The sequence below is a fragment of the Pseudomonas sp. CGJS7 genome (assembly GCF_036961695.1).
Genome location: NZ_JBAMDI010000149.1, coordinates 1 through 24893, shown reverse-complemented (window position 1 = coordinate 24893; position 24893 = coordinate 1). Strand labels below are relative to the sequence as shown.

Annotated in this window: 22 protein-coding genes and 1 pseudogene; 20 read left to right on the top strand and 3 right to left on the bottom strand. The window is 62.4% G+C overall.

Annotation, left to right across the window (positions count from 1 at the left end; genetic code table 11):
• Positions 1-178: 178 nt before the first annotated feature.
• From hslV to V7787_RS45815, 7 genes are all read left to right on the top strand, one after another.
• Complete coding sequence (gene hslV, locus V7787_RS45845) at positions 179-709, top strand: ATP-dependent protease subunit HslV (protein WP_003249309.1); 531 nt, start codon at positions 179-181, stop codon at positions 707-709.
• A gap of 76 nt (positions 710-785) precedes the next feature.
• On the top strand, positions 786-2129 hold the full coding sequence (gene hslU / locus V7787_RS45840; protein ID WP_003249308.1) for an ATP-dependent protease ATPase subunit HslU: 1344 nt from the start codon (positions 786-788) through the stop codon (positions 2127-2129).
• 166 nt (positions 2130-2295) lie between these two features.
• Entirely contained in the window at positions 2296-2673 is a 378-nt protein-coding gene (locus V7787_RS45835; protein ID WP_003249306.1) for a gamma-butyrobetaine hydroxylase-like domain-containing protein, read from the top strand.
• A 268-nt stretch (positions 2674-2941) separates the two neighbouring features.
• Positions 2942-4621, top strand: coding sequence for a class II poly(R)-hydroxyalkanoic acid synthase (phaC, locus tag V7787_RS45830; protein WP_020191647.1), 1680 nt, complete (start codon positions 2942-2944; stop codon positions 4619-4621).
• Between the two features lie 62 nt (positions 4622-4683).
• Positions 4684-5535, top strand: coding sequence for a poly(3-hydroxyalkanoate) depolymerase (gene phaZ, locus V7787_RS45825; RefSeq protein WP_010955567.1), 852 nt, complete (start codon positions 4684-4686; stop codon positions 5533-5535).
• Between the two features lie 48 nt (positions 5536-5583).
• Complete coding sequence (gene phaC / locus V7787_RS45820) at positions 5584-7266, top strand: class II poly(R)-hydroxyalkanoic acid synthase (protein WP_336094369.1); 1683 nt, start codon at positions 5584-5586, stop codon at positions 7264-7266.
• A 12-nt stretch (positions 7267-7278) separates the two neighbouring features.
• Entirely contained in the window at positions 7279-7893 is a 615-nt protein-coding gene (locus tag V7787_RS45815) for a TetR/AcrR family transcriptional regulator (RefSeq protein WP_010955569.1), read from the top strand.
• Positions 7894-8014: 121 nt separating this feature from the next.
• Here the strand turns inward: V7787_RS45815 and V7787_RS45810 are convergent, their stop codons facing one another.
• Both V7787_RS45810 and V7787_RS45805 read right to left on the bottom strand, forming a co-directional pair.
• Positions 8015-8800 carry a phasin family protein gene (locus tag V7787_RS45810; protein ID WP_010955570.1) on the bottom strand — a complete coding sequence of 262 codons (786 nt, stop codon included), beginning with the start codon at positions 8798-8800 and terminating at the stop codon, positions 8015-8017.
• A gap of 10 nt (positions 8801-8810) precedes the next feature.
• Positions 8811-9230, bottom strand: coding sequence for a phasin family protein (locus tag V7787_RS45805; protein ID WP_020191651.1), 420 nt, complete (start codon positions 9228-9230; stop codon positions 8811-8813).
• 180 nt (positions 9231-9410) lie between these two features.
• Here V7787_RS45805 and V7787_RS45800 point away from each other — a divergent pair, with 180 nt between their 5' ends.
• Complete coding sequence (locus V7787_RS45800) at positions 9411-14171, top strand: hypothetical protein (protein WP_336094364.1); 4761 nt, start codon at positions 9411-9413, stop codon at positions 14169-14171.
• A gap of 18 nt (positions 14172-14189) precedes the next feature.
• Here the strand turns inward: V7787_RS45800 and V7787_RS45795 are convergent, their stop codons facing one another.
• Entirely contained in the window at positions 14190-14465 is a 276-nt protein-coding gene (locus V7787_RS45795; protein WP_003249289.1) for a polyhydroxyalkanoic acid system family protein, read from the bottom strand.
• 124 nt (positions 14466-14589) lie between these two features.
• Here V7787_RS45795 and ubiE point away from each other — a divergent pair, with 124 nt between their 5' ends.
• From ubiE to V7787_RS45740, 12 genes and pseudogenes are all read left to right on the top strand, one after another.
• The gene (gene ubiE / locus V7787_RS45790; RefSeq protein WP_004576729.1) at positions 14590-15360 is read left to right on the top strand and encodes a bifunctional demethylmenaquinone methyltransferase/2-methoxy-6-polyprenyl-1,4-benzoquinol methylase UbiE; all 771 of its coding nucleotides are present in this window, start codon (positions 14590-14592) and stop codon (positions 15358-15360) included.
• Positions 15360-15983 (top strand): ubiquinone biosynthesis accessory factor UbiJ, encoded by a 624-nt coding sequence (locus V7787_RS45785; protein ID WP_104886966.1) that lies wholly within the window; start codon positions 15360-15362, stop codon positions 15981-15983. Before ubiE ends, V7787_RS45785 begins: the two co-directional genes overlap by 1 nt.
• Positions 15980-17602: a ubiquinone biosynthesis regulatory protein kinase UbiB gene (gene ubiB, locus V7787_RS45780; protein ID WP_198748272.1), complete on the top strand. Its 1623-nt coding sequence runs from the start codon at positions 15980-15982 to the stop codon at positions 17600-17602. The genes V7787_RS45785 and ubiB overlap by 4 nt, the downstream gene beginning before the upstream one ends.
• Positions 17603-17674: 72 nt before the next feature.
• The gene (hisI, locus tag V7787_RS45775; RefSeq protein ID WP_064490835.1) at positions 17675-18067 is read left to right on the top strand and encodes a phosphoribosyl-AMP cyclohydrolase; all 393 of its coding nucleotides are present in this window, start codon (positions 17675-17677) and stop codon (positions 18065-18067) included.
• 1 nt (position 18068) lies between these two features.
• Positions 18069-18404: a phosphoribosyl-ATP diphosphatase gene (locus tag V7787_RS45770; protein ID WP_003249283.1), complete on the top strand. Its 336-nt coding sequence runs from the start codon at positions 18069-18071 to the stop codon at positions 18402-18404.
• Positions 18405-18485: 81 nt separating this feature from the next.
• Positions 18486-18758: a twin-arginine translocase TatA/TatE family subunit gene (locus V7787_RS45765; protein ID WP_336094358.1), complete on the top strand. Its 273-nt coding sequence runs from the start codon at positions 18486-18488 to the stop codon at positions 18756-18758.
• Positions 18759-18761: 3 nt separating this feature from the next.
• Entirely contained in the window at positions 18762-19148 is a 387-nt protein-coding gene (gene tatB, locus V7787_RS45760; protein WP_336094357.1) for a Sec-independent protein translocase protein TatB, read from the top strand.
• Complete coding sequence (gene tatC, locus V7787_RS45755; protein ID WP_010955577.1) at positions 19145-19933, top strand: twin-arginine translocase subunit TatC; 789 nt, start codon at positions 19145-19147, stop codon at positions 19931-19933. Before tatB ends, tatC begins: the two co-directional genes overlap by 4 nt.
• A complete protein-coding gene (locus V7787_RS45750) occupies positions 19930-20637 on the top strand; it encodes a 16S rRNA (uracil(1498)-N(3))-methyltransferase (protein ID WP_064491843.1) in 708 nt (235 codons plus the stop codon). The genes tatC and V7787_RS45750 overlap by 4 nt, the downstream gene beginning before the upstream one ends.
• Before the next feature lie 101 nt (positions 20638-20738).
• A pseudogene (locus tag V7787_RS53265) lies at positions 20739-21800 on the top strand (methyl-accepting chemotaxis protein); the annotation flags it as partial.
• Positions 21783-22655, top strand: coding sequence for a methyl-accepting chemotaxis protein (locus V7787_RS53260; RefSeq protein WP_370688723.1), 873 nt, complete (start codon positions 21783-21785; stop codon positions 22653-22655). The pseudogene V7787_RS53265 and the gene V7787_RS53260, both read left to right, overlap by 18 nt.
• Before the next feature lie 325 nt (positions 22656-22980).
• Positions 22981-24893, top strand: a 1913-nt coding sequence (locus V7787_RS45740; RefSeq protein WP_336094356.1) for a methyl-accepting chemotaxis protein, incomplete at its 3' end; no start/stop codon positions are given.

The following is a 24893-nucleotide window of genomic DNA, read 5'->3' as shown; positions in this document are numbered from 1 at the left end:
GGATCACCACAATTCCAAGGCATGTGGTAACCCTGTGGGAGCGGGCGTGCCCGCGAATGCCTTCACATAGTCCCCCCGCCAAGCGCGACCATTCATCCCCCCCGGTTGAAATCCTTCCCCCCACCCCCATATGAGTCTGCATCAGGCACTTTCGCCCCGCTGCGTGGAGACTCTCCCCTTGACCACAATCGTTTCTGTCCGCCGTAACGGCAAAGTCGTCATGGGCGGCGACGGCCAGGTATCCCTCGGCAACACCGTGATGAAAGGCAACGCCAAGAAGGTGCGCCGCCTGTACCACGGCCAGGTCATCGCGGGCTTCGCCGGCGCCACTGCCGACGCCTTCACCCTGTTCGAGCGCTTTGAAGGTCAGCTGGAAAAACACCAGGGTCACCTGGTACGCGCCGCCGTCGAGCTGGCCAAGGAATGGCGTACCGACCGCTCCCTGAGCCGCCTGGAAGCCATGCTGGCCGTGGCCAACAAGGATGCATCCCTGATCATCACCGGCAACGGTGACGTGGTCGAACCCGAAGATGGCCTGATCGCCATGGGGTCCGGCGGCGCCTATGCCCAGGCCGCAGCCCGTGCCCTGCTGAACAAGACCGACCTCTCGGCCCGCGAAATCGCCGAGACCGCCCTGAACATCGCCGGCGACATCTGCGTGTTCACCAACCACAACCTGACCATCGAGGAGCAGGACCTGGCCGACTGATTCAGCTGTTCTGGCGCCCCTTCCCGGTGAAGGGGCTTTTCCACGCTGACTCACCTGCCCAAGGACCGTATTGATCATGTCCATGACCCCCCGCGAGATCGTCCACGAACTCAACCGCCACATCATCGGCCAGGACGACGCCAAGCGCGCCGTGGCCATTGCCCTGCGCAACCGCTGGCGGCGCATGCAGCTCCCTGCCGAGCTGCGTGCCGAAGTCACCCCCAAGAACATCCTGATGATCGGCCCTACCGGCGTCGGCAAGACCGAAATCGCCCGCCGGCTGGCCAAACTGGCCAACGCGCCGTTCCTCAAGGTCGAGGCCACCAAGTTCACCGAAGTGGGCTACGTGGGCCGCGACGTCGAGTCGATCATCCGTGACCTGGCCGATGCCGCGCTGAAGATGCTGCGCGAGCAGGAAATCATCCGCGTGCGCCACCGCGCCGAAGACGCCGCCGAAGACCGCATCCTCGACGCCCTGCTGCCCCAGGCACGCGTCACCAGCTTCAGCGAAGAAGCCGCACAGACCAGCAGCGACTCCAACACCCGCCAGCTGTTCCGCAAGCGCCTGCGCGAAGGCCAGCTGGACGACAAGGAAATCGAGATCGAAGTGGCCGATGCCGTCGGTGTCGAAATTGCTGCGCCGCCTGGCATGGAAGAAATGACCAACCAGCTGCAGAGCCTGTTTGCCAACATGGGCAAGGGCAAGCGCAAAGCGCGCAAGCTGAAGGTGAAAGAAGCGCTGAAGATGGTTCGCGATGAAGAAGCGAGCCGCCTGGTCAACGAGGAAGAGCTCAAGGCCAAGGCCCTGGAAGCAGTCGAACAGCACGGTATCGTGTTCATCGACGAAATCGACAAGGTTGCCAAGCGTGGCAACGTTGGCGGCGCCGACGTGTCCCGTGAAGGCGTACAGCGCGACCTGCTGCCGCTGATCGAAGGCTGCACCGTCAACACCAAGCTGGGCATGGTCAAGACCGACCACATTCTGTTCATTGCCTCGGGTGCATTCCACCTGAGCAAGCCGAGCGACCTGGTGCCCGAGCTGCAAGGCCGTCTGCCGATTCGTGTCGAGCTGAAGGCACTGACCCCGGAAGACTTCGAGCGCATCCTGCAGGAGCCGCACGCGTCGCTGACCGAGCAGTACCAGGCATTGCTGAAGACCGAAGGCCTGAACATCGAGTTCCTCGCCGACGGCATCAAGCGCCTGGCCGAGATTGCCTACCAGGTCAACGAGAAGACCGAAAACATCGGTGCCCGCCGCCTGCACACCCTGCTCGAGCGTTTGCTCGAAGAAGTGTCGTTCAGTGCGGGCGACCTGGCCAGCACCCATGACGAAGCGCCGATCCAGATCGACGCGGCGTATGTGAACAGCCACCTGGGTGAGCTGGCACAGAACGAAGACCTGTCGCGTTACATTCTGTAAGACCGGTTTCGACAGTTTCGCGGGCAAGCCCGCTCCTGCACGCGCCACCACAACCCTTGGGCCTGTGGTGATCCGTACGGGGGCGGGCTTGCCCGCGAAGAGGCCCTTGAATCCCTCCCCCATAAGCTGGAAGCTGTGCTTCATCAGCTCCCGAGAGATTCTGCCCATGGCCCGCCTGCCTACCGCCATCAACCTGCACAAAGCCTCCAAGACCCTCAGCCTCACCTACGCGCCCGGCGAGGTCTACCACCTGCCCGCCGAATTCCTGCGCGTGCACTCCCCCTCCGCCGAGGTCCAGGGCCACGGCAACCCCATCCTGCAGTTCGGCAAGATCAACGTCGGCCTCAGTGGCCTGGAACCTGCCGGCCAATATGCACTGAAACTGACCTTCGACGACGGCCATGACAGCGGCTTGTTCACTTGGGAATACCTTGAGCAACTGTGCCTGCGCCAGGAACAACTGTGGGCGGAATACCTCGACGAGTTGCACAAGGCCGGCAAATCCCGCGACCCAGCCGAATCTGTGGTCAAGCTCATGCTCTAGCGCAAGGCCTGCGGGGTTTAGAGCGCATTTTCTAAATTCATCTGTTTGAATGACTTGCAGACAGCCCAGTGAAGGGCTGTCTTGCGCATTACACGAAAGTCGGGTAACCAATGGGTGTGGCAAGTTCCCTGCATGACTTTGCAGGTCGGCAGAACCCACGCAGCACCGCTGTTCCTTATCACTGGTCACCCGAGTAGCAGTACCGGGCTCAGGGCTGTGCACCCGCCACAGCAACCGGTACTCGTCTCAGGACAACGGAGCGTCGTAGATGAGTAACAAGAACAACGATGAGCTGCAGCGGCAGGCCTCGGAAAACACCCTGGGGCTGAACCCGGTCATCGGCATCCGCCGCAAGGACCTGTTTAGCTCGGCACGCACCGTGCTGCGCCAGGCCGTGCGCCAACCGCTGCACAGCGCCAAGCATGTGGCTCACTTTGGCCTGGAGCTGAAGAACGTGTTGCTGGGCAAATCCAGCCTGGCCCCGGACAGCGACGACCGTCGCTTCAATGACCCGGCCTGGAGCAACAACCCGCTGTACCGCCGCTACCTGCAAACCTACCTGGCCTGGCGCAAGGAGCTGCAGGACTGGGTGAGCAGCAGCGACCTGTCCCCCCAGGACATCAGCCGCGGCCAGTTCGTCATCAACCTGATGACCGAGGCCATGGCGCCGACCAATACCCTGTCCAACCCGGCTGCGGTCAAACGCTTCTTCGAAACCGGCGGCAAGAGCCTGCTCGATGGCCTGTCCAACCTGGCCAAGGACATGGTCAACAACGGCGGCATGCCCAGCCAGGTGAACATGGATGCCTTCGAAGTGGGCAAGAACCTGGGCACCAGCGAAGGCGCGGTGGTGTACCGCAACGATGTGCTGGAACTGATCCAGTACAGCCCCATCACCGAGCAGGTGCATGCCCGTCCGCTGCTGGTGGTGCCACCGCAGATCAACAAGTTCTACGTGTTCGACCTCAGCCCGGAAAAGAGCCTGGCGCGCTTCTGCCTGCGCTCGCAGCAGCAGACCTTCATCATCAGCTGGCGCAACCCGACCAAGGCCCAGCGCGAATGGGGCCTGTCCACCTACATTGATGCGCTGAAAGAAGCCGTCGACGCGGTGTTGTCGATTACCGGCAGCAAGGACCTGAACATGCTCGGCGCCTGCTCCGGTGGCATCACCTGTACCGCACTGGTGGGCCACTATGCCGCCATTGGCGAGAACAAGGTCAACGCCCTGACCCTGCTGGTCAGCGTGCTGGACACCACCATGGACAACCAGGTTGCATTGTTTGTCGACGAGCAGACCCTGGAGGCCGCCAAGCGCCACTCCTATCAGGCGGGCGTGCTGGAAGGCAGCGAAATGGCCAAGGTGTTCGCCTGGATGCGCCCCAACGACCTGATCTGGAACTACTGGGTAAACAACTACCTGCTCGGCAATGAGCCCCCCGTGTTCGACATCCTGTTCTGGAACAACGACACCACACGCCTGCCGGCCGCCTTCCACGGCGACCTGATCGAAATGTTCAAGAGCAACCCGCTGACCCGCCCCGACGCCCTGGAAGTGTGCGGCACCGCGATCGACCTGAAACAGGTCAAATGCGACATCTACAGCCTCGCCGGCACCAACGACCACATCACCCCATGGCCGTCATGCTACCGCTCGGCACATCTGTTCGGCGGCAAGATCGAATTCGTACTGTCCAACAGCGGGCATATCCAGAGCATCCTCAACCCGCCGGGTAACCCGAAGGCACGTTTCATGACCGGTGCCGATCGCCCGGGTGACCCGGTGGCCTGGCAGGAAAATGCCATCAAGCATGCAGACTCCTGGTGGTTGCACTGGCAGAGTTGGCTGGGCGAGCGTGCCGGCGCGCTGAAAAAGGCACCGACCCGCCTGGGCAACCGTACCTATGCCGCCGGCGAAGCCTCCCCAGGCACCTACGTTCACGAGCGTTGAGTTACAGCGCCGTGGCGGCCTGCACGGCGCCACGGTGTTTACTTCACCCAAGAGTCACGTGCATGCCGCAACCCTATATTTTCAGGACCGTCGAGCTGGACAACCAGTCCATCCGCACCGCTGTTCGCCCCGGCAAGCCGCACCTGACGCCGTTGCTGATCTTCAACGGCATCGGCGCCAACCTCGAGCTGGTGTTCCCGTTCATCGATGCACTTGACCCGGACCTGGAAGTCATCGCCTTCGATGTGCCCGGGGTCGGCGGCTCGTCTACGCCACGCAACCCGTACCGCTTCCCTGGGTTGGCCAAGCTGACCGCGCGGATGCTCGACTACCTCGACTACGGCCAGGTCAACGTCATCGGCGTGTCCTGGGGCGGCGCCCTGGCCCAGCAGTTTGCTCACGATTACCCCGAGCGCTGCAAGAAGCTGGTGCTGGCCGCCACCGCTGCCGGTGCGGTAATGGTGCCAGGCAAGCCCAAGGTGCTGTGGATGATGGCCAGCCCCCGGCGTTACGTGCAGCCATCGCATGTCATCCGCATTGCGCCGATGATCTATGGCGGCGGCTTCCGACGTGACCCCGACCTGGCCATGCACCATGCCGCCAAGGTGCGCTCCGGCGGCAAGCTGGGCTACTACTGGCAGCTGTTCGCCGGGCTGGGCTGGACCAGCATCCACTGGCTGCACAAGATCCGGCAGCCCACCCTGGTACTGGCCGGCGACGACGACCCGTTGATCCCGCTGATCAACATGCGCCTGCTGGCCTGGCGGATTCCCAATGCCCAGCTACACATTATCGACGACGGACATCTGTTCCTGATCACCCGTGCCGAAGCCGTCGCCCCGATCATCATGAAGTTCCTGCAGGAAGAACGTCAGCGTGCGGTCATGCATCCCCGTCCGGCCTCGGGGGGGTGAAACAGCTGCGGCCTGACAGGGAAATGGATCAGACGAGGGAGTGTTGCCATGACAGACAAACCGGCCAAAGGATCGAGAACGCTCCCCGCCACCGGCATGAACGTGCAGAACGCGATCCTCGGCCTTCGCGGCCGCGACCTGCTTTCCACGCTGCGTAACGTCGGCCGTCACGGCCTGCGCCACCCGCTGCATACCGCGCATCATCTGCTGGCGCTTGGCGGGCAGTTGGGGCGGGTGATGCTGGGGGACACGCCCTACCAGCCGAACCCGCGTGACGCACGCTTCAGTGACCCGACCTGGAGCCAGAACCCGTTCTACCGCCGCGGCCTGCAGGCCTATCTGGCCTGGCAGAAGCAGACACGCCAGTGGATCGATGAAAGCCATTTGAACGACGATGATCGAGCCCGCGCCCACTTCCTGTTCAACCTGATCAACGATGCGCTGGCGCCCAGCAACTCACTGCTCAATCCGCTGGCGGTCAAAGAGCTGTTCAACACCGGCGGCCAGAGCCTGGTGCGCGGCGTGGCCCACCTGCTCGACGACCTGCGTCACAACGATGGGCTGCCGCGCCAGGTGGACGAGCGCGCCTTCGAAGTGGGAGTCAACCTGGCCGCAACCCCTGGCGCAGTGGTATTTCGCAACGAGCTGCTGGAGCTGATCCAGTACTCGCCGATGAGCGAAAAGCAGCACGCACGCCCACTGCTGGTCGTGCCGCCTCAGATCAACAAGTTCTACATCTTCGACCTCAGTACTACCAACAGCTTCGTCCAGTACATGCTCAAAAGCGGCTTGCAGGTGTTCATGGTCAGCTGGCGCAACCCCGACCCACGCCACCGTGAATGGGGCCTTTCCAGCTATGTGCAAGCCCTGGAGGAAGCGCTCAATGCCTGCCGCAGTATCAGCGGCAACCGCGACCCCAACCTGATGGGTGCCTGTGCCGGCGGCCTGACCATGGCCGCACTGCAAGGCCATCTGCAAGCCAAGAAGCAATTGCGCCGGGTGCGCAGTGCCACGTATCTGGTCAGCTTGCTGGACAGCAAGTTCGAAAGCCCGGCCAGCCTGTTCGCCGATGAGCAGACCATCGAAGCGGCCAAGCGACGCTCCTATCAGCGTGGCGTGCTGGACGGTGGCGAAGTGGCGCGGATCTTCGCCTGGATGCGGCCCAACGACCTGATCTGGAACTACTGGGTCAACAACTACCTGCTCGGCAAGACACCGCCGGCGTTCGACATCCTGTACTGGAATGCCGACAGCACGCGCCTGCCCGCCGCGCTGCATGGCGACCTGCTGGAGTTTTTCAAGCTCAACCCGTTGACCTATGCGTCCGGGCTGGAGGTGTGCGGGACGCCGATCGACCTGCAGCAGGTCAATATCGACAGCTTTACCGTGGCCGGCAGCAACGACCACATCACACCATGGGACGCGGTGTACCGCTCGGCCTTGCTGCTGGGTGGCGAGCGGCGCTTCGTGCTGGCCAACAGCGGGCATATCCAGAGCATCATCAACCCGCCAGGCAACCCGAAGGCCTACTACCTGGCCAACCCCAAGCTGAGCAGCGACCCACGCGCCTGGTTCCACGACGCCAAGCGCAGCGAAGGCAGCTGGTGGCCATTGTGGCTGGAGTGGATCACCGCCCGCTCCGGCCTGCTCAAGGCACCACGCACTGAACTGGGCAACGCCACTTATCCACCGCTGGGCCCCGCGCCAGGCACCTACGTGCTGACCCGATGAGCTGCTGACTGGATGAAAACCCGCGACCGTATCCTTGAATGCGCCCTGCAGTTGTTCAACCAGCAGGGCGAACCCAACGTATCCACTCTGGAAATTGCCAACGAACTCGGCATCAGCCCAGGCAACCTGTACTACCACTTCCATGGCAAGGAGCCCTTGGTACTGGGCTTGTTCGAGCGTTTTGAAGAAGCGTTGATGCCGTTGCTGGACCCACCGCTGGAGGTGCGGCTGGACGCAGAGGATTACTGGCTGTTTCTGCACTTGATCGTCGAGCGCATGGCTCAGTACCGCTTCCTGTTCCAGGACCTGTCCAACCTGACCGGGCGCCTGCCCAAACTCGCCCGAGGCATGCGCAGCCTGATCAATGCAATCAAACGCACGCTGGCGGCGCTGTTGGCCAGCCTCAAGAGCCAGGGGCTGGTAGAGAGTGATACCCAGGCGCTGGGGCAACTGGTTGAGCAGATCACACTGACGCTGATGTTCTCGCTGGATTACCAGCGTGTGCTGGGGCGCGAGGGGGATGTGGGGATCGTGGTGTATCAGGTGATGATGCTGGTGGCGCCGCATCTGCAGGCCCAGGCCCGGGCGGCGGCGGAGCAGCTGGCAGTGAAGTACCTGGAGGGGTAGGCCGAGCAGATCCGTGGTGGGGCCTTCGCGGGCATGCCCGCTCCCACAGGGTCTGCGCTGATGTTCGGATCTGCGCTGTACCTGTGGGAGCGGGCGAGCCCGCGAAGAAAGCGACGCAGTATCAGATCAGGGTACCGGTGCCAGTCGGTGCCGATGGCGTGCTGCTGGCCGGGGTGGCGGCAGTTGCCGGTGCTGTGGTCGCTGCAGGCGCAGCGCTGGCAGCTGGTGCTGCTGGTTTGGCCGCTGCCGGTTTGGCTGGAGCTTTCTTCACCGCAGGTTTCTTGGCTGCCGCAGGTTTGGCCGCTGCAGGCTTGGCTGCTGGCTTAGCTGCAGGTTTTTCCGCTGCGGTTTTGGCTGCGGGTTTGGCCGCTGCGGTTTTGCCAGCAGGTTTGGCCGCCGCCGTTTTCGCCGCAGGCTTGGCTGCTGCCTTGGCCAGTGGCTTGGCCGCAGCCTTGCTTGCAGCCGGCTTGGTTGCTGCAGCGCGCGACGAAATCGGCGTAACCGAAGCACCGGTCAGCTTCTCGATCTGCTTGGTCAGGCTGTCCACCTGCTGGTGCAGTGCCTTGATCTCGTTGCGGCTCGGCACGCCAAGGCGCGAGATGGCGCTGTTAAGGCGCTTGTCGAAGGCTTCTTCAAGTTCGCTCCACTTGCCCAGCGCACGGTCCTTCACGCCTGACACCCGCGAAGTGGTCGAAGACTTGGCAGTCTCGGCAACATCTTCAGCCGTCTTTTTCGCCTGCTTCTCGGCCTTCTCGCCATCCTTCACCAGCGAGTCGAACAGCTTCGGGCCGTCCTGGTCGATCTTCGAATAGATACCCAGCCCCGCCAGCCAGATCTTGCGGGAGTATTTCTCGATCCCGCCGACCCAGGAGCTGCCTTCTTTTTCGGTGTTCTTCTTGCCAGCCATCCTGCTCTCCTTATGGTTTGTGCGCGACGCGCTCAAGCAGCTCATGCAACTGTTCAAGCTTGATCGACAACGCCTCAACGTCATGTTTAGACGGAATACCCAGGCGATTCAAGGCGCGACCGACCCGTGCGTCGAAAGCTTTTTCGATCTTGTCGAGTTGAATTTCTACCTTGCCGCGTACGCGGCTCACTTCTTCACCGACTTCGTCAAGCTGGTGGTTGGCGGCATCGAGCTCTTTGTCGATGCGCTTCTTGCCGCGCGTCTCGACACTTTCCCCCGCCCTGACCAGCTCCTTGAAGTAGTCAGAACCTTCCTGACCCACGCGGGCGTAGGCGCCGATACCGGCCAGCCAGATCTTGCGCGCATAGCCGCGCACCTCGCCAAGCGTGCCCAGGGCTTCGTCTTTTTTCTTCACAATCACTTTGGCCATGCTGTGTACCTCATGCTCATGAGTGGTGGAAAACCGCCCATGGAGGCTGGGCTTGAGCATTAAGGTAGGGAAGAAAATTAGAAACCTCACCCTAAGGTCGTCGTTGTCGCATCTATATACCGCAAGCCCCGTTGACCATAGCGCTAGCGTCGCAGGCTTCACCTCACGGACATCGACGCCATGACTGCTGTAGCAAACCCACCCAGGCTGACGTTCAAGCAAAGCGTGGCAGCCTGTTTCTCCAAACGACCCAGCCTGCGGGACGTTTTATCAAAAGAAGCATTCCAGACTTTCAGCGACCGGTATCCATGGTTGCACCGCAACCACCCTCACATCACATCGCTCGATCCTTTCGTCATCCTGCATGCACCGGCCAGCACAGGTGATCTCCCACGTCAGAGCGGGCTGCCGGACGAGCTTCTCAGGCATTTTCTGGCCAAGGAACGTGTGCAACTAAGCGCCGCAGACAAGCTGAGCATCAGCCCACCCCATGTGTTTCAAATTCAGCAGCAAGGCCCGGACAACCTCCGCCAACCCGAAATCATCCCTGACCTGACGAAGCTCAACGATGACTTCGATACAGTGCTTGGTGCGTTGATACCCGCCTTCCAGCAAGCCCAGATCGGCTTCTGGAACGGGCTCGACGAAGACAGCCAAGTCTCGCGCATGCTCTGGCTGGAACACACCATCAAGGCCGCATTGCTCGAGAACCTCCCTGGCCAAGGCCTGGCAGATGATGAAAAAGCTGCAATGTACGCACTGCTCGACGGGGTATTCGAGAGCCTGGCTGTCGAGGCGATACAAGTCACGCTCGAAACGGATGGCGGGGCACACACCGTTACCCTACCGGATCTATTGCTCATCACCACAAGTGGCAACCGCAACCTGGTTCTGCAATGCAAGCCCTGCGGTTCGGTTCACCGTCATGTCGACCTGCCCAGCTTTGCCACCGCGCTGCAACGGCAGCTAGCGCAACGCTATCGCTTCAAAGCGTTGTCCTGGGCGCACACACCGGTGATCGGACGCCCTTTCGCCTTCCAGGCCAGGCAGCTGCTGAACGATATCCTTGACGACATCGGGCGCCTGCGTATTGGTGGCGTGGCAACCGTCGACGAGCTGGAGCGACAACTGCGCCAGGTGAGCGACCCGTCAGCTTACTTCTTCGACCTGCCTTCGCAGGAACGAACTGCACCCGCTGTCAGCCCACCGCGATGGCTGCTCAATGCCAGCGCTGAGGACCGCTACGCCTATCACACTGCACTGCTCGATCTGGCGGCGAACCAAGGTCGGTCGAAGGGCTGCACATCGCTGGGCGATGTCGAGGATATCCGTGATTACGCCGCTCGCCGCTTGCGTGAGACCCTGCAGACCCGCTACCCAGACAAGGCGGTACTAGACCCGAACAAGGTGCACATCCGCATTTCCCAGGCCATCATCGGCACCGGCACACAAGGGCAGTCACTGTTCTTGCGCACGGAGCCCCTGACCGACCTGGCGATCTCCCGGCTGCGCCTTGAGGCTGGCGAGGTGATGACCGGTATCAGTTTCGAGGATGGCTCGCCCGTGAAGGACTGGCTAAGCATCGAGCAGATCAGGGCGCTGATTCATCAGGTCGATATCGGCGGTCACTACCCCACTTACCTGCAAGATCAAGTCAGAACCGAACCGCGCAGGTCCGAACGAATCAGGCAACATGCCAGGGAGTGGCGTTACGCCCTTCGGTTCAGCACCCTGAAGGCCAAGATCGAGCGACAGCTTGGCGAAACGGCAAGCCAGGCAATGCTCAGCTTCTGCCAGGGCATGGACAATCGCGCGGACCTTCTGCGCGTCGCCCCCCTGGCGTTCCTTTGCGCGCCTGGCGCTTCGGCAAGCGATGTGGTGCACGGGATGTTCATCATCGAAATACCGGCAAGCGGCAGCTGGGTCTTGTACCGCCCCTTCTATGCCGACAGAACGTTGCAGGAATTTCCGACCCTCGAACTGCTGATGGACGCAATCCGCAGCAGGGGCGAACTGCAAGAGAGCGTATTGGCCTGGCTCGACGATGCCGCGCGTCCGATTTACCAGAACGACGGCTTCAAGCACCCGCACCTGCACCCGAACATTACCAAACTGACGCACCTGCTCAATGTGCCGGTCGAGCTGCTGGACGGTCTCTTGCAACGCCTAAGACGCCCGGTTCAGGCCTCGTTCCAAGCCTGGACGGATGATCTGGACACCCACCTGTTCAACGCCCGCATCGACACCATGTTATTGGCCTCAGCCAGCAACAGCGTCTCAAATGCCCAGGAAGTGCGGGCTTTGGTGAAGGAGGCTGCCTGGGCGATCTTCAATACCGTCACCCAGCTTTGGCATGGCCCGATGACCACCCTGCTATGGCTGGTCGTGGCGCTGTCGGCGGCCAAGGAAGACGTGGAGGCGCTGATCAAGCGCAGCGGTGACGATAAGATCGTCGCCGCCATAGACCTTCTCACCAACCTGGCCTTGCTCCTTGCGCATCGCCCCGCAACGCCACCTGCCAACAGCGAAGCGGCCACTACGTTGCGTTTTTCAGGCCCTGCGCCGAAGGAAGAATCCCCGCCCCCAGCGCTCGAGCAGCCACAGGAGAAACCGTGGCAGGCCCCCGTCGAGGCGCCGCAGCCCACGCGCGTTCGTGTAGAAAGCTGGCATGACGAGCAGCGCCTGAGCAACCTGTCGGTACAGGAACGCCAGGCAATGGCCCAGTTGCAAGCCTCGCAGTCGCTGGAAGGGCACGCGCCACTGACAAAGGGCCGTTTGCGTGGGTTGTTCAATATCGCCGGCCGTTACTACGTCAAGCTGGGCGATGACGTCTATGAGGTCATCGAGACCTGGAACGGCATGCAGATCATCGGCCCAGAGCCGAGCAGCAGCGAATGGGTGTCCCAATGGAATGGCGCCCCGGACGGCTACCATATCGTGGGTCGTGAACGCCAGAAAGGCCCCTGGTTGACGCGCTGGCATGGCCAATGGACTTTGAATCTGACCCTCTTTGGCGGCATGCCAAGGAACAGGCAATCCATCAACGCGGAAAACCGCCAGCGGTTCGACACGTTGAGCGCAACCGCCACGGCTAACCAACAAGCGCTGAATCAGATGGCACCACTGATGGAGCGCAGCCAAGTACAACTGCAGGCTTATGACGACCTCGCGCTGGAATACAGCCTGGCTATCGATGCATTACCTGCACATGAGCGCGCTACACCGCCGCCAGCCTTGCAGCTTCAGGTGCAGGCACTCAAAGCCCAGCGCCTACGCCACTTACCGGAAATCAGGGCATCCGCGCTGTACCTGGAACGGCAGAGCACGCTGCTGCACGGGAATATCGAAGTATTCAAGGAGATGGCCGAACCACGGTTCAGCAAATTCGACACCCGAGCCCCGAACCGACGCCGATACGGCAATTGGTACGGTGCAGCCATCGAAAACGACATGCTGTTGTGCCGCCGCTTGCTGGAGCAGGTCGACCACCAGGCACTGAGCGCACAGTCCATCGGGCTGCCCCGCGTTCCAGAGACTGCCGAGCAGATACAGCAATACCTCGATTATCGCGAACGGGTACGCAATTCTAGCCAGGCCAGCCGCCGCCTGCTTGTCGTCAGCCAGCGGCTGGACCGGACCCTCGCGGAAGCACTGCAGGACCCCAAGATCGATTTTCCCAATAAAGCCACGAAACTCGCCCAGACCATTCGACGCAGGACGTATTCGACACTGGTCATTCGGGCCCAGCTGCTCAGTGACCTGGCCTACCTCGCCGTGGACAAGACCCGGCTCTCTGCGGACACGGCCGAGCATTTGCTTGCGATGCGCGCGCCGCTCAGCGGCATCGAATTCAGCCGTACGGTTTGGAGCCACGACGGGCTGGCAGCCACCGAAGAGACGGCCCAGGTCAAAGCCGAACTGCTTGAGGATATCCTTCAGAAATACCGTACTGTGCTGGATCGCGCCCAATACATGAGGACACTGGACTCGCCTGCGCTGGTCGCTGACGTGCTGGACGAATACATACGCGAACTGTCCAGCATTACCCAGATCACGGAGCAGCAACTGAGCGCGACCCTGACCAACCTCGACAGCGGCATCAGTCCCCCCTCGCCAGCGCCCTACCATCGCCCCGCAACGATCAGGCGCCGGGTCATCCGTGTTGACCGAGGTCGACCGCTGCTGGTGGAAATCGACCAAATGGGCAATCGGGCCATCCAGCGCAGTGCATTCAACCAGGAGCCTGCAGGCAGTTTCGCGCAACGCGACGGGGTGTGGCATGCCGTACCTGAGCAAGCGCGGCCGGCCCAGCACGACCGGGCACAGCTGCGCCAGCGCGCAAGCCGCCTGCTGGCAGAGGTGGATGGGAAAATTGCCTTCGCCGCGCACTATGCCGATGAGCCCAACAGCCTGGCCGACTTTCTGGAATGGCCGGCAGGTGACATGCGCGAAGTGCAGCAACAACTGACCGAGCTGAACAATCCACTGGACTCCAGCCTGGTCGATCTCCTTCGGGCAGCGGTAGACCGCGTCCATCACGAAAGGCTTCGGCTGCTCACCGACGCGTATCTGAACACCCGCCATCCCGACGGCAAGGCCCTTCGCTTCCTGGCTGAGCAGAAGCGGATTCGGATCAGGCAGACCGTGATTCGCCGGCAGCTACGTCACGCCAATGATTACCTCGACGTCTACGAGATTCGCAATGTGCAAGCGCCACAGCGGGTACTGTGGGAGGCGCATTTTCACTACCCCAGCCTCGAAGCGAGGGGGCATGACTTCGTCAAGGGCCACCTCAAATTCTGGGATGCAGGCGTAAGGGGCCGAAAGGCCATGCTCGAGCAGGCCGCAGACGCACACGAGCGCATCGCGATCTACCGCGGCGATCTGCGCCTGGAGCAGGTGATTGGCATCATTCCCTTTCCGGCGGACGCGCCGCAGTAATCTGAGAGCGGCTCTGGCTCAGGCCAGGGCCTTGTCCAGCGCCCGCTCGATCTCACCCTTGATGGTGCCGCTCATCATCGACAGCATCATGCCCAGCTTCAATTCGACACGGATGCTGTCGTCGCCAATGTGCACACTGCCATTGGCGCCACTGCGCGCAACGTCCACGCGGTCACCGTTCCAGGTGGCCTTGAGGTCGTACTCACGGCTGAGCTTGTCGACCAGCGCTTCGGCCTTGGCGCGGGCGGCATCACGGCCGAGGGAGTGTTTGCGTTCGACGCTGATCTGGGTCATGCGGGCGTTCCTGAAGATGTAGACATAATGCGCATTATGCCCGCCCCTGCCCACTGGCACACCCCGCCAAGACAAATCCGCCCGTTCGCCCTAGAATGGCGGTAATTTTTTCCGGTGAAGCGATATGAACGACCAGCGCAAAGGCGACCACGCCGAACCCACCACCCATTTCGGCTACCAGGACGTGCCTGAAAGCCAGAAGGCGAAAAAAGTCGCCGAAGTGTTCCACTCGGTAGCAGCCAAGTACGACCTGATGAACGACGTGCTTTCCGGCGGCATGCACCGCCTGTGGAAGCGCTTTACCATCGAGCTGTCGGGCGTGCGCAGCGGCAACCGCGTGCTGGACATCGCCGGCGGTACCGGTGACCTGGCGGCCAAGTTCTCGCGTCTTGTCGGGCCGACCGGGCAGGTGGTGCTGGCCGACATCAACGATTCGATGCTCAAGGTTGGCCGTGACCGCCTGCTTGACCGTGGCGTGGCCGGCAACATCGAGTTCGTCCAGGCCGACGCTGAAAAGCTGCCGTTCCCGGACAACCACTTCGACTGCGTGACCATCGCTTTCGGCCTGCGCAACGTCACCCACAAGGACGCCGCCATCCGTTCGATGCTGCGCGTGCTCAAGCCCGGTGGCCGCCTGTTGATCCTGGAGTTCTCCAAGCCGACCAACAAGCTGATGTCCAAGGCCTACGACGCCTACTCGTTCGCCTTCATGCCGCTGGCTGGCAAGCTGATCACCAATGACGCCGAGAGCTACCGTTACCTCGCCGAGTCGATCCGCATGCACCCGGACCAGGAAACCCTGAAGAGCATGATGGTCGAGGCCGGTTTCGACCGCGTCACCTACCACAACATGACCAGCGGCATCGTTGCCGTGCACCGGGGGATCAAGCCCTGATGTTGCTGGCCGGGCTGCTCGCCAGCGTCGAACATGGCCTGAACCGCGTCCTGCGCCTGGACAGCACGGCCCTGCCGCGGCTGGCCGCGCTGGAAGGCAAGGTCATCGAGATCGACTGCCGCCAACCGGCCCTGCAGGTGTTCATCCTGCCCGATGAGGAGGGCCTGATGCTCGCCGCCCATTGGCAGGGTGAGGTCGATTGCAGCCTGCGCGCCCCCGCCGGTAGCCTGGCGCAACTGGCCCTGGCCAAGGACAAGACCGCCGTGCTGCACAGCCCGCAGGTCGAACTGCACGGCGACAGCGCCGTACTGCTCGACCTGTTCGGTGTGCTGCAGGACCTGGAGCTGGACTGGGAGCACGAGCTGCAACGCTGGCTTGGCCCGGTCGCCACGGCAATGCTGGCCGGCCATATCCGCCTGCGCGCTCGCTGGACTCGCCAAGGCCTGGCACGGTTCAGCCAGAACCTGTCCGAATACCTGGCCGAAGAATCCCGTACCCTGGTCGGCAAGCGCGAGGCCGAAGCCGCCTTCAGCGAGCTCGATGCCTTGAAGCTTGATACAGAACGCCTCGAAGCGCGCCTCAGGCGCCTCTCCCGATCCCTTGATACCAGCGATAACGCATGAAGCTGCTCGCCGTCCGACGTCTTTTTCGCATCCAACGTGTGGTGATCCGCTACCGCCTCGATGACCTGCTGTTCGACCAGCCCTTGCTGCCCTGGTGGCTGGCCAGCCTGCGCCTGTTGATGCCGTGGCGCTGGCTGCCACGCAAGCCCACCGAACTCAGCCGTGGCGCGCGCCTGCGCCTGGCACTGCAAGACCTGGGGCCGATCTTCATCAAGTTCGGCCAGTTGCTGTCCACCCGCCGCGACCTGCTGCCCCCCGACATCGCCGACGAGCTGATGCTGTTGCAGGACCGTGTGCCACCGTTCGACCCGAAACAAGCCGTGGCCTTGATCGAGGAACAGCTCGGTGCGAAGGTCGGCGAGGTGTTCAACCGCTTCGACGTCGAGCCTCTGGCCTCGGCCTCGGTGGCCCAGGTGCACGCCGCACGCCTGAAAACCGGCGAAGAGGTGGTGGTCAAGGTGGTGCGCCCGGGCCTGAAGCCGGTCATCGCCCAGGACCTGGCCTGGCTGTTCCTGATCGCCAAGGCCGCCGAACGCGCCTCGGCGGATGCCCGTCGCCTGCACCCGGTGGAAATCGTCGGCGACTACGAAAAAACCATCTACGACGAGCTCGACCTGCTGCGCGAGGCTGCCAACGCCAGCCAGCTGCGGCGCAACTTCGAAGACTCCGAGCTGATGTACGTGCCCCAGGTGTACTGGGACCTGTGCCGCCCCAAGGTGCTGGTGATGGAGCGCATCTACGGCGTACCGGTGACCGACATGGCCACCTTGGCCGACCAGCGCACCGACATGAAGCTGCTGGCCGAGCGCGGCGTGGAAGTGTTCTTCACCCAGGTGTTCCGCGACAGCTTCTTCCATGCCGACATGCACCCCGGCAACATCTTCGTCAGCACGGTCAAACCGTGGAGCCCGCAGTACATTGCCATCGACTGCGGCATCGTCGGCAGCCTCACCGCCGAGGACCAGGACTACCTGGCGCGCAACCTGTTTGCGTTCTTCAAGCGTGACTACCGCCGCGTCGCCCAGTTGCACATCGACTCGGGCTGGGTGCCGGCAAACACCAAGGTCAACGAGTTCGAAGCAGCGATTCGCACCGTGTGCGAGCCGATCTTCGAGAAACCGTTAAAAGATATTTCCTTCGGCCAGGTGCTGATGCGCCTGTTCCAGACTGCACGGCGCTTCAACATGGAAGTGCAGCCACAGCTGGTATTGCTGCAGAAAACCCTGCTCAACATCGAAGGCCTGGGCCGTCAGCTGTACCCCGAGCTGGACCTGTGGAGCACCGCCAAGCCGTACCTCGAACGCTGGATGCGCGACCGCTATAGCCCCAAGGCCGTGTTCGGCAACCTGCACAGCCAGGTAGAGCAACTGCCGCACCTGGCCGGCATGACCCGCGACCTGCTCGAACGCCTGTCGCAGCCTCACCTGCACGATCCACAATTGCCGGAACGGCGCCGCCAGGGCGACCGCTGGGCGCTGCGCCTGCTGGGTGCCGGCCTGCTTGGCGGTGGCGCAGTCTTGGCCGCAGGCGCTGCCGAAACCGCCAGCCTGGCCGCCCCGGCCGCCTGGCCAGCCTGGTTGATGCTGGCTGCGGGCCTTTACCTGATCGTGCGCCAATAGCCAGCCGCGCCTGTGGCTGGCACACTAGCGCAAAGGGCCCGGCACAGGAGCGGGCCCGCTTTGGAGTCGACGATGAAAGACTGGCTAGACGAGATCAAGTGGAACAGCGATGGCCTGGTACCGGCGATCGCCCAGGACCACAAGACCGGACGCGTGCTGATGATGGCCTGGATGAACCGTGAATCGCTGGCCCTGACCGCCGCCGAGCAGCGTGCCATCTACTGGTCGCGTTCGCGTGGCAAGCTGTGGCGTAAAGGCGAGGAGTCCGGGCATGTGCAAAAACTGCATGAGTTGCGCCTGGACTGTGACGCCGACGTGATCATCCTGATGGTCGAGCAACTGGGCCATATCGCCTGCCATACCGGTCGTGAAAGCTGCTTCTACCGCGTCTTTGAAGACGGCCAGTGGAAAATCGTCGACCCGGTCCTGAAGGACCCGGATGCCATCTACAGCGCAGGACACTGACATGAGCGACACCCTCAACCGCCTGGCCGAAGTGCTTGAAGAACGCAAGCAAGCGGCGCCTGACAGCTCCTACGTGGCCAGCCTGTACCACAAGGGCCTGAACAAGATCCTTGAAAAGCTCGGCGAAGAGTCGGTCGAAACGATCATTGCGGCCAAGGATGCCCAGATCAGCAAGGATTACAGCGATGTCATCTACGAAACCGCCGACCTGTGGTTTCATAGCCTGGTGATGCTCAGCGCGCTGGGCCAGCATCCGCAAGCCGTGCTGGATGAACTGGAACGCCGCTTCGGGCTTTCCGGGCATGATGAAAAGGCCGCTCGCCAGCCATCTGCCTGATGTTTTATCGGGGACGCCCGCTCCCACAGGCGCCGGGTTGCCACATCGATATGCTGTACACACAATTTTCAGGAGTACGAAATGGGTATCTTTGACTGGAAACACTGGATCGTCCTGCTGGTCGTCGTGGTCCTGGTGTTCGGCACCAAGAAGCTGAAGAACTTCGGCAGCGACCTGGGCGAGTCGATCAAGGGCTTCCGCAAGGCCATGAACGAAGAAGAGACCAAGCCGGCCGATCAGACTCCGCCGCCTGCGCAGCCTGTGCCACCGGTGCAAAACACCGCGCAGCCGCAGCAAGGCCACACCATCGAAGGCCAGGCCCACCCGGTCCAAGAGCCGCAGCGGAAAGACTGACCCATGTTCGGCATGAGTTTCAGCGAGCTGCTGCTCGTCGGCCTGGTCGCCCTGCTGGTGCTCGGCCCCGAGCGCCTGCCGGGTGCCGCGCGCACGGCAGGGCTGTGGATCGGCCGGCTCAAACGCAGCTTCAACAGCATCAAGATGGAAGTGGAGCGCGAAATAGGCGCCGACGACATCCGCCGCCAACTGCATAACGAGCACATCCTGCAGATGGAAGAGGAAGCCAAGCGTATCCTCAACCCAATGACCCCACCCGCGCAGCCGACGGTCACCACGGCCAGCGTGCAGCCACCTGCCGGGCTCGAAGCCAGGCCGGTCGAAGCACCCGCTGCCCCGGCCGCACCGTCTGAACCGCCTCAACCGCCTCAACCGCCGCGAGCCCCATGAGCGAGAATCCGGAACACGACCAGCCAATGCCGCTGGTTTCGCACCTGACCGAACTGCGCACCCGCCTGCTGCGCTGCGTTGCCGTCATTTTCCTGATCTTTGCCGGGCTGTTCTCCTTCGCCCAGCAGATCTACACACTGGTTTCCGCGCCACTGCGCGAGCACTTGCCGGCCAATGCAACGATGATCGCCACCGATGTGGCCTCGCCGTTCCTCACGCCGTTCAAGCTGACCATGATCGTCTCGCTGTTCCTGGCCATCCCGTTCATCCTTCAGCAGATCTGGGGTTTTATCGCGCCAGGGCTGTACCGCCATGAAAAGCGCATCGCCATTCCACTGTTGGTGTCGAGCATCTTCCTGTTCTATGCCGGCATGGCATTCGCCTATTTCCTGGTATTCCCGCTGATCTTCGGTTTCTTCGCCAGCGCCACGCCAGAAGGCGTTTCGATGATGACCGACATCGCAAGCTACCTCGACTTCGTGATGACGCTGTTCTTCGCCTTTGGCGTGGCCTTCGAAATCCCAGTGGCGGTGGTGCTGCTGGTGTGGATCGGCGTGGTCGACGTGAAGTATCTGAAGAAAGTCCGCCCGTATGTGATCATCGGCTGCTTCGTGGTCGGCATGGTCCTCACCCCACCGGACATCTTCTCCCAGACCCTGCTGGCCGTGCCCATGTGGCTGCTGTTCGAGATCGGCGTGCTGTGCGGCAGCCTGATCCGCAAGCGCAGCGCCCACGACGAAACCGCCGACGACCATAACGACCAGCCACCAGCGACCCAACCGTGAACCTGTTGCTTCTTGAAGAGGCCGACTTCGTCTCGGCCAACCGCGTCGTTCTTGCTGATCGGCGCTTCACCCATATGCAGGAAATCCACCGCGTGGCAGTGGGCGACAACCTGCGCGTGGGCCGTATCAACGGCCTGATGGGCAAGGCCACGGTGCTGCGCCTGGAAAAGCACGAAGCCGAACTTGAAGTGGCCTTCGACCAGCAGCCACCGGCCAAGCTGCCGCTGACCCTGGTGCTGGCGGTGCCTCGCCCCAAAATGCTGCGACGGCTGTTCCAGACCGCGGCCACGCTGGGCGTGCCGCGGCTGATCCTGCTGAACAGCTACAAGGTCGAGAAAAGCTTCTGGCAAACGCCCTTTCTGCAGCCCGACACCATTCGCGAGAACCTGATCCTGGGCCTGGAACAGGCGCGTGACACCGTGCTGCCCGAGGTGATCATCGAAAAGCGCTTCAAGCCTTTTGTCGAAGACCGCCTGCCCACCATCGCCGCCGGCACCCTAGGCCTGGTCGGCCACCCCGGCCCTTACCCAGCCTGTCCGCGCGCCGTAGAACAAGCCGTTACCCTGGCCATCGGCCCTGAGGGTGGCTGGATCCCCTACGAGGTCGACCTGCTGGGCAAGGCAGGCCTGGCGCCGGTACAGCTGGGTGATCGCATCTTGCGGGTGGAGACCGCCGTCACCGCGCTCCTTTCGCGTATTTTCTGACACAAACACCCCTTCTTCGCCCATCAAGTTTCCCCCTCCCGGGCCGATGGCCTTGGCAACAATACAATTATTTGTGCTGCCAAGCCGCCGGGGAGTCGAACATGTATCAATGGTTAGCCCAATCGCTGGGCAATGTGAGCGTCAATCGCAAACTGGGGCTGGGTTTCGGCCTGGTGCTTCTGTTGACCTTGGCGATTACCCTGACCGGCTGGCACGGCATGGACAGCATCATCGACCGTGGCGACAAACTGGGAAACATCTCGGTCATCCAGCAATACACCCAGGAATTGCGCATCGCCCGCCAGCAGTACGATCGCCGCCGCGACGACGCTTCGCTGGCAGAACTGGAAAAAGCCCTGAGCAACCTCGACCGCCAGGTGCAGCTGATGCTTGGCCAGATCGAACAACCCGCCGATCGCCAACGCCTCGAACAGCAACGCGAGGCAGTGCGCATCTACCAGCAGGCATTCAACGAGCTGAAGCAGGCCGACCAACGCCGCGAAGCCAGCCGTGATGTACTGGGTAGCAGCGCCGATAAGGCCGTGGATTTGATAGGCCGCGTACAGCGTAGCCTGCTGCAAGGCGCTGACATCAATCAGTACCAGCACGCGGTGGACGTCAGCGCCCTGCTGCAACAAGCGCGTTTCCAGGTGCGTGGCTACACCTACAGCGGCAATGCCGATTACCAGCAAACGGCACTGAAGGCCATCGACCAGGCCTTGGCCGAACTACGCGCCCTGCCGGCCAAAGTGCCAGCCGAACATGCTGCCAGCCTGGATGATGCCGCCACGGCCATGGGCGGCTACCGCGATGCGGTGACCCAGTTCGGCAATGCCCAGCTCGCCAGCGAGCAAGCGCTGCAACGCATGGTTGAACAAGGCACGGTACTGCTGCAGGCCAGCCAGATGATGACCGCTTCGCAAACCGAGGTGCGCGATGCCGCTGCCGCGCAGGCCAAAACACTGCTCACGGTTGCCACCGTGCTGGCACTGGCCCTTGGCCTGCTGGCCGCCTGGGCCATTACCCGGCAAATCATCATCCCGCTGCGCCAAACACTGCGCGCCGCAGAGCGTGTGGCCAGCGGAGACCTGACCCAGAGCCTGCAGGTGCAACGCCGCGACGAACTGGGCCAATTGCAGGCCAGCATGCATCGCATGACCCAAGGTTTGCGTGAACTGATAGGCGGCATTGGCGACGGCGTCACGCAGATCGCCAGCGCTGCCGAGGAGCTGTCGGCGGTGACAGAACAGACCAGCGCCGGGGTCAACAACCAGAAGGTCGAAACCGACCAGGTGGCGACTGCGATGAACCAGATGACTGCCACCGTGCACGAAGTGGCACGCAATGCCGAACAGGCTTCGGAAGCCGCCTTGATGGCCGACCAGCAGGCCCGCGAGGGCGATCGCGTGGTGGGCGAGGCAGTGGCACAGATCGAGCGCCTGGCCAGCGAAGTGGTCAACTCCAGCGAAGCGATGAACCTGCTCAAGACCGAAAGCGACAAGATCGGCAGCGTACTCGACGTAATCAAATCGGTGGCCCAGCAAACCAACCTGCTGGCCCTCAACGCAGCAATCGAAGCCGCCCGCGCCGGTGAGGCCGGGCGTGGCTTTGCCGTGGTTGCCGACGAAGTGCGCAGCTTGGCCCAGCGCACACAGCAGTCGACCGAAGAGATCGAAGAGTTGATTGCCGGCCTGCAAAGCGGCACCCAACGGGTGGCCAGCGTGATGGACAACAGCCGCCAACTGACCGACAGCAGCGTCGAGCTGACCCGCCGCGCCGGCAGCTCGCTGGAAACCATCACCCGCACGGTGTCGTCGATCCAGGCGATGAACCAGCAGATTGCCACGGCGGCCGAGGAGCAGACGGCGGTGGCCGAAGAAATCAACCGCAGCGTGATGAATGTGCGTGATATTTCCGACCAGACCTCGGCGGCCAGTGAGGAGACGGCCAGCTCCAGCGTAGAACTGGCGCGGTTGGGTACCCATTTGCAAGGGTTGGTTGGGCGGTTCAGGCTGTGATCTGAACTAGCGGTCGCCCGGTCGGGCCTCTTCGCGGGTAAACCCGCTAATGGGCCAAGCCGGCTGGCCAATCTCCACCCGCCGTTCACCGTTGCCGGCACCACCGTATTCGCGGGTAAACCCGCTCCTACACACATGCACAGGCCGCTGTAGGAGCGGGTTCACCCGCGAAGAGGACGGCACAGGAGGATATGTATCCTACTGTTCGCGGCGAACTTTCCTACCTGATTATCAGGTCAAGTCCTACAGCTCCGCTGCCGATGGGCAGAGATGTGATGCCAGCCATGCGCCTGCATCCTTTCTCTCACTCGCTCGGAGATTCCCCATGCTTGGCTCCCTCAACCGCAAGCTCGGCAACATCAGTGTCGCCGCCAAGCTGGCCCTCGGCTTTGCCGTGGTCCTGCTGCTCACCCTGGCCACCACCATCAGCGGCTGGCGTGCCCTGGATGGTGCCATCGTGCGCTCACAGCAACTCAGCGAAATAGGCCTGATCAACGATCTGACAAAAGACCTGCGCGCGGAACGCATCACCTACCGCGTGCTCAACGACGATGCCAGCAGAGCGCGCATCAGCAATATCCTCGACCAGCTCAACAGCATGCTCACTACCCTGCAACAACGCAGCAACGTCGATGAGTCACGGCAGTTGCTGACAGAAAAAATGGCATTGTTGCAGAGCCTGCGCGACAACTTCAGCGAACTGCAGCGCAGCGTCGCCAGCCGTGTAGCCCTGCGCGAAGCCCTGCAGTCGCAGGAGCATGCACTCAGCGAGGCGATTGACCAACTGCAGACCCAGGCCTTGCTGAAAATGCCTGACGACAGTCAGCAAAGTGGTGTGCTGGGCCTGATGGACACCCTCAGCCGGCATGTCGAAGGTGCCAACCAGCAAAGCCTGGTTCCAGCCTACACCTTCGTCCCGGTCGAGGATTTTGCCAAAGTCGGTGATAACGCCCTCGACGCCGCCGACAGTAGCCTTGCGCAACTGCTTGAAGGCCTTGCGCCGTTGGGCTTGCCACGCGCCATCAGTGAGCAACCGGGTGTCGAGCTGAGCAAGTACCGCACCAGCCTGGATCAGTATCGCCGCGCCGCCGTACGTGTCGAGCAGTTGCAGAACAACATGGAAAACATGGGCAATGAGCTGCGAACAGTGAGCCTCGAACTGGGCAAACGCAAGGTCGAACAACGCGACAGTGAGGCCCTGGCCGCCCGGTCGCTGCTGACCAGTGTGGCGCTACTGGCAATGGTGGTAGGGGCTCTGGCGGCTTGGCTGATCACCTTGCAGATCACCCAGCCGTTGCGCCAGACGCTGGCTGTGGCCGCCCGCATCGCCAAAGGGGACCTGAGCCAGGTCGACACCGTGCAACGTCGCGACGAAATGGGCCAGCTGCAAACCAGCATGCGCGAGATGACCTTGAGCCTGCGCGAGCTGATCGGCGGCATTGATCAGGGTGTCGGCCAGCTGTCACAGGCCGCCACGCAGTTGGCGGCCAGTAGCGAAGACACCAAGCTGCGCATCAATCAGCAGCGCGAGGAAACCGACCAGGTGGCCACTGCCATGAACCAGATGAGCGCCACCGTACAGGAAGTGGCACAGAACGCCGAGCAAGCCTCCCTGGCCGCGACCAACGCTGACCAGCAGGCACAGGTGGGTGACCAGGTAGTCGCCGAAGCCATCGGCCGTATCGAACAACTGGCCGGACAGATGGACCATTGTCTGGCGGCCATGCAGCACCTGGCAGGCGAGAGCCAGCGGATTGGCAGCATCCTCGATGTGATCAAGTCGGTGTCCGAACAGACCAACCTGCTGGCGCTGAACGCAGCGATCGAAGCGGCACGGGCCGGTGAAGCCGGGCGCGGCTTTGCCGTGGTGGCCGATGAGGTGCGTGGCCTGGCCCAGCGCACGTCGACGGCGACCGAGGAGATCGGCCAACTGATCGACAGCCTGCACAACGGTACCGACGAAGTGACCCGCTTGCTGGACAGCAGCAAGAGCCTGACCGAACAAAGCGTGGAGCTGAGCCGCAGGGCCGGGCACGCATTGAGCCAGATCACCGACACGGTATCGAGCATTCAGGGCATGAACCAGCAGATCGCCACCGCCAGTGAGGAACAGAGCGTGGTGGCCGAGCAGATCAACCGAAGTGTGATCAATGTGCGGGATGTTTCGGATCAGACCAGTGCGGCCAGTGAGCAGACGGCAGCCTCGAGCGGGGAGCTGGAGCAGTTGGGGCAGCAATT

Coding starts and splice junctions, on each gene's coding strand:
- hslU (WP_003249308.1), top strand. CDS start 786: ATGTCCATGACCCCCCGCGAGATCGTCCACGAACTCAACCGCCACATC.
- V7787_RS45835 (WP_003249306.1), top strand. CDS start 2,296: ATGGCCCGCCTGCCTACCGCCATCAACCTGCACAAAGCCTCCAAGACC.
- phaC (WP_020191647.1), top strand. CDS start 2,942: ATGAGTAACAAGAACAACGATGAGCTGCAGCGGCAGGCCTCGGAAAAC.
- phaZ (WP_010955567.1), top strand. CDS start 4,684: ATGCCGCAACCCTATATTTTCAGGACCGTCGAGCTGGACAACCAGTCC.
- phaC (WP_336094369.1), top strand. CDS start 5,584: ATGACAGACAAACCGGCCAAAGGATCGAGAACGCTCCCCGCCACCGGC.
- V7787_RS45815 (WP_010955569.1), top strand. CDS start 7,279: ATGAAAACCCGCGACCGTATCCTTGAATGCGCCCTGCAGTTGTTCAAC.
- V7787_RS45810 (WP_010955570.1), bottom strand. CDS start 8,800: ATGGCTGGCAAGAAGAACACCGAAAAAGAAGGCAGCTCCTGGGTCGGC.
- V7787_RS45805 (WP_020191651.1), bottom strand. CDS start 9,230: ATGGCCAAAGTGATTGTGAAGAAAAAAGACGAAGCCCTGGGCACGCTT.
- V7787_RS45800 (WP_336094364.1), top strand. CDS start 9,411: ATGACTGCTGTAGCAAACCCACCCAGGCTGACGTTCAAGCAAAGCGTG.
- V7787_RS45795 (WP_003249289.1), bottom strand. CDS start 14,465: ATGACCCAGATCAGCGTCGAACGCAAACACTCCCTCGGCCGTGATGCC.
- ubiE (WP_004576729.1), top strand. CDS start 14,590: ATGAACGACCAGCGCAAAGGCGACCACGCCGAACCCACCACCCATTTC.
- V7787_RS45785 (WP_104886966.1), top strand. CDS start 15,360: ATGTTGCTGGCCGGGCTGCTCGCCAGCGTCGAACATGGCCTGAACCGC.
- ubiB (WP_198748272.1), top strand. CDS start 15,980: ATGAAGCTGCTCGCCGTCCGACGTCTTTTTCGCATCCAACGTGTGGTG.
- hisI (WP_064490835.1), top strand. CDS start 17,675: ATGAAAGACTGGCTAGACGAGATCAAGTGGAACAGCGATGGCCTGGTA.
- V7787_RS45770 (WP_003249283.1), top strand. CDS start 18,069: ATGAGCGACACCCTCAACCGCCTGGCCGAAGTGCTTGAAGAACGCAAG.
- V7787_RS45765 (WP_336094358.1), top strand. CDS start 18,486: ATGGGTATCTTTGACTGGAAACACTGGATCGTCCTGCTGGTCGTCGTG.
- tatB (WP_336094357.1), top strand. CDS start 18,762: ATGTTCGGCATGAGTTTCAGCGAGCTGCTGCTCGTCGGCCTGGTCGCC.
- tatC (WP_010955577.1), top strand. CDS start 19,145: ATGAGCGAGAATCCGGAACACGACCAGCCAATGCCGCTGGTTTCGCAC.
- V7787_RS53260 (WP_370688723.1), top strand. CDS start 21,783: ATGCATCGCATGACCCAAGGTTTGCGTGAACTGATAGGCGGCATTGGC.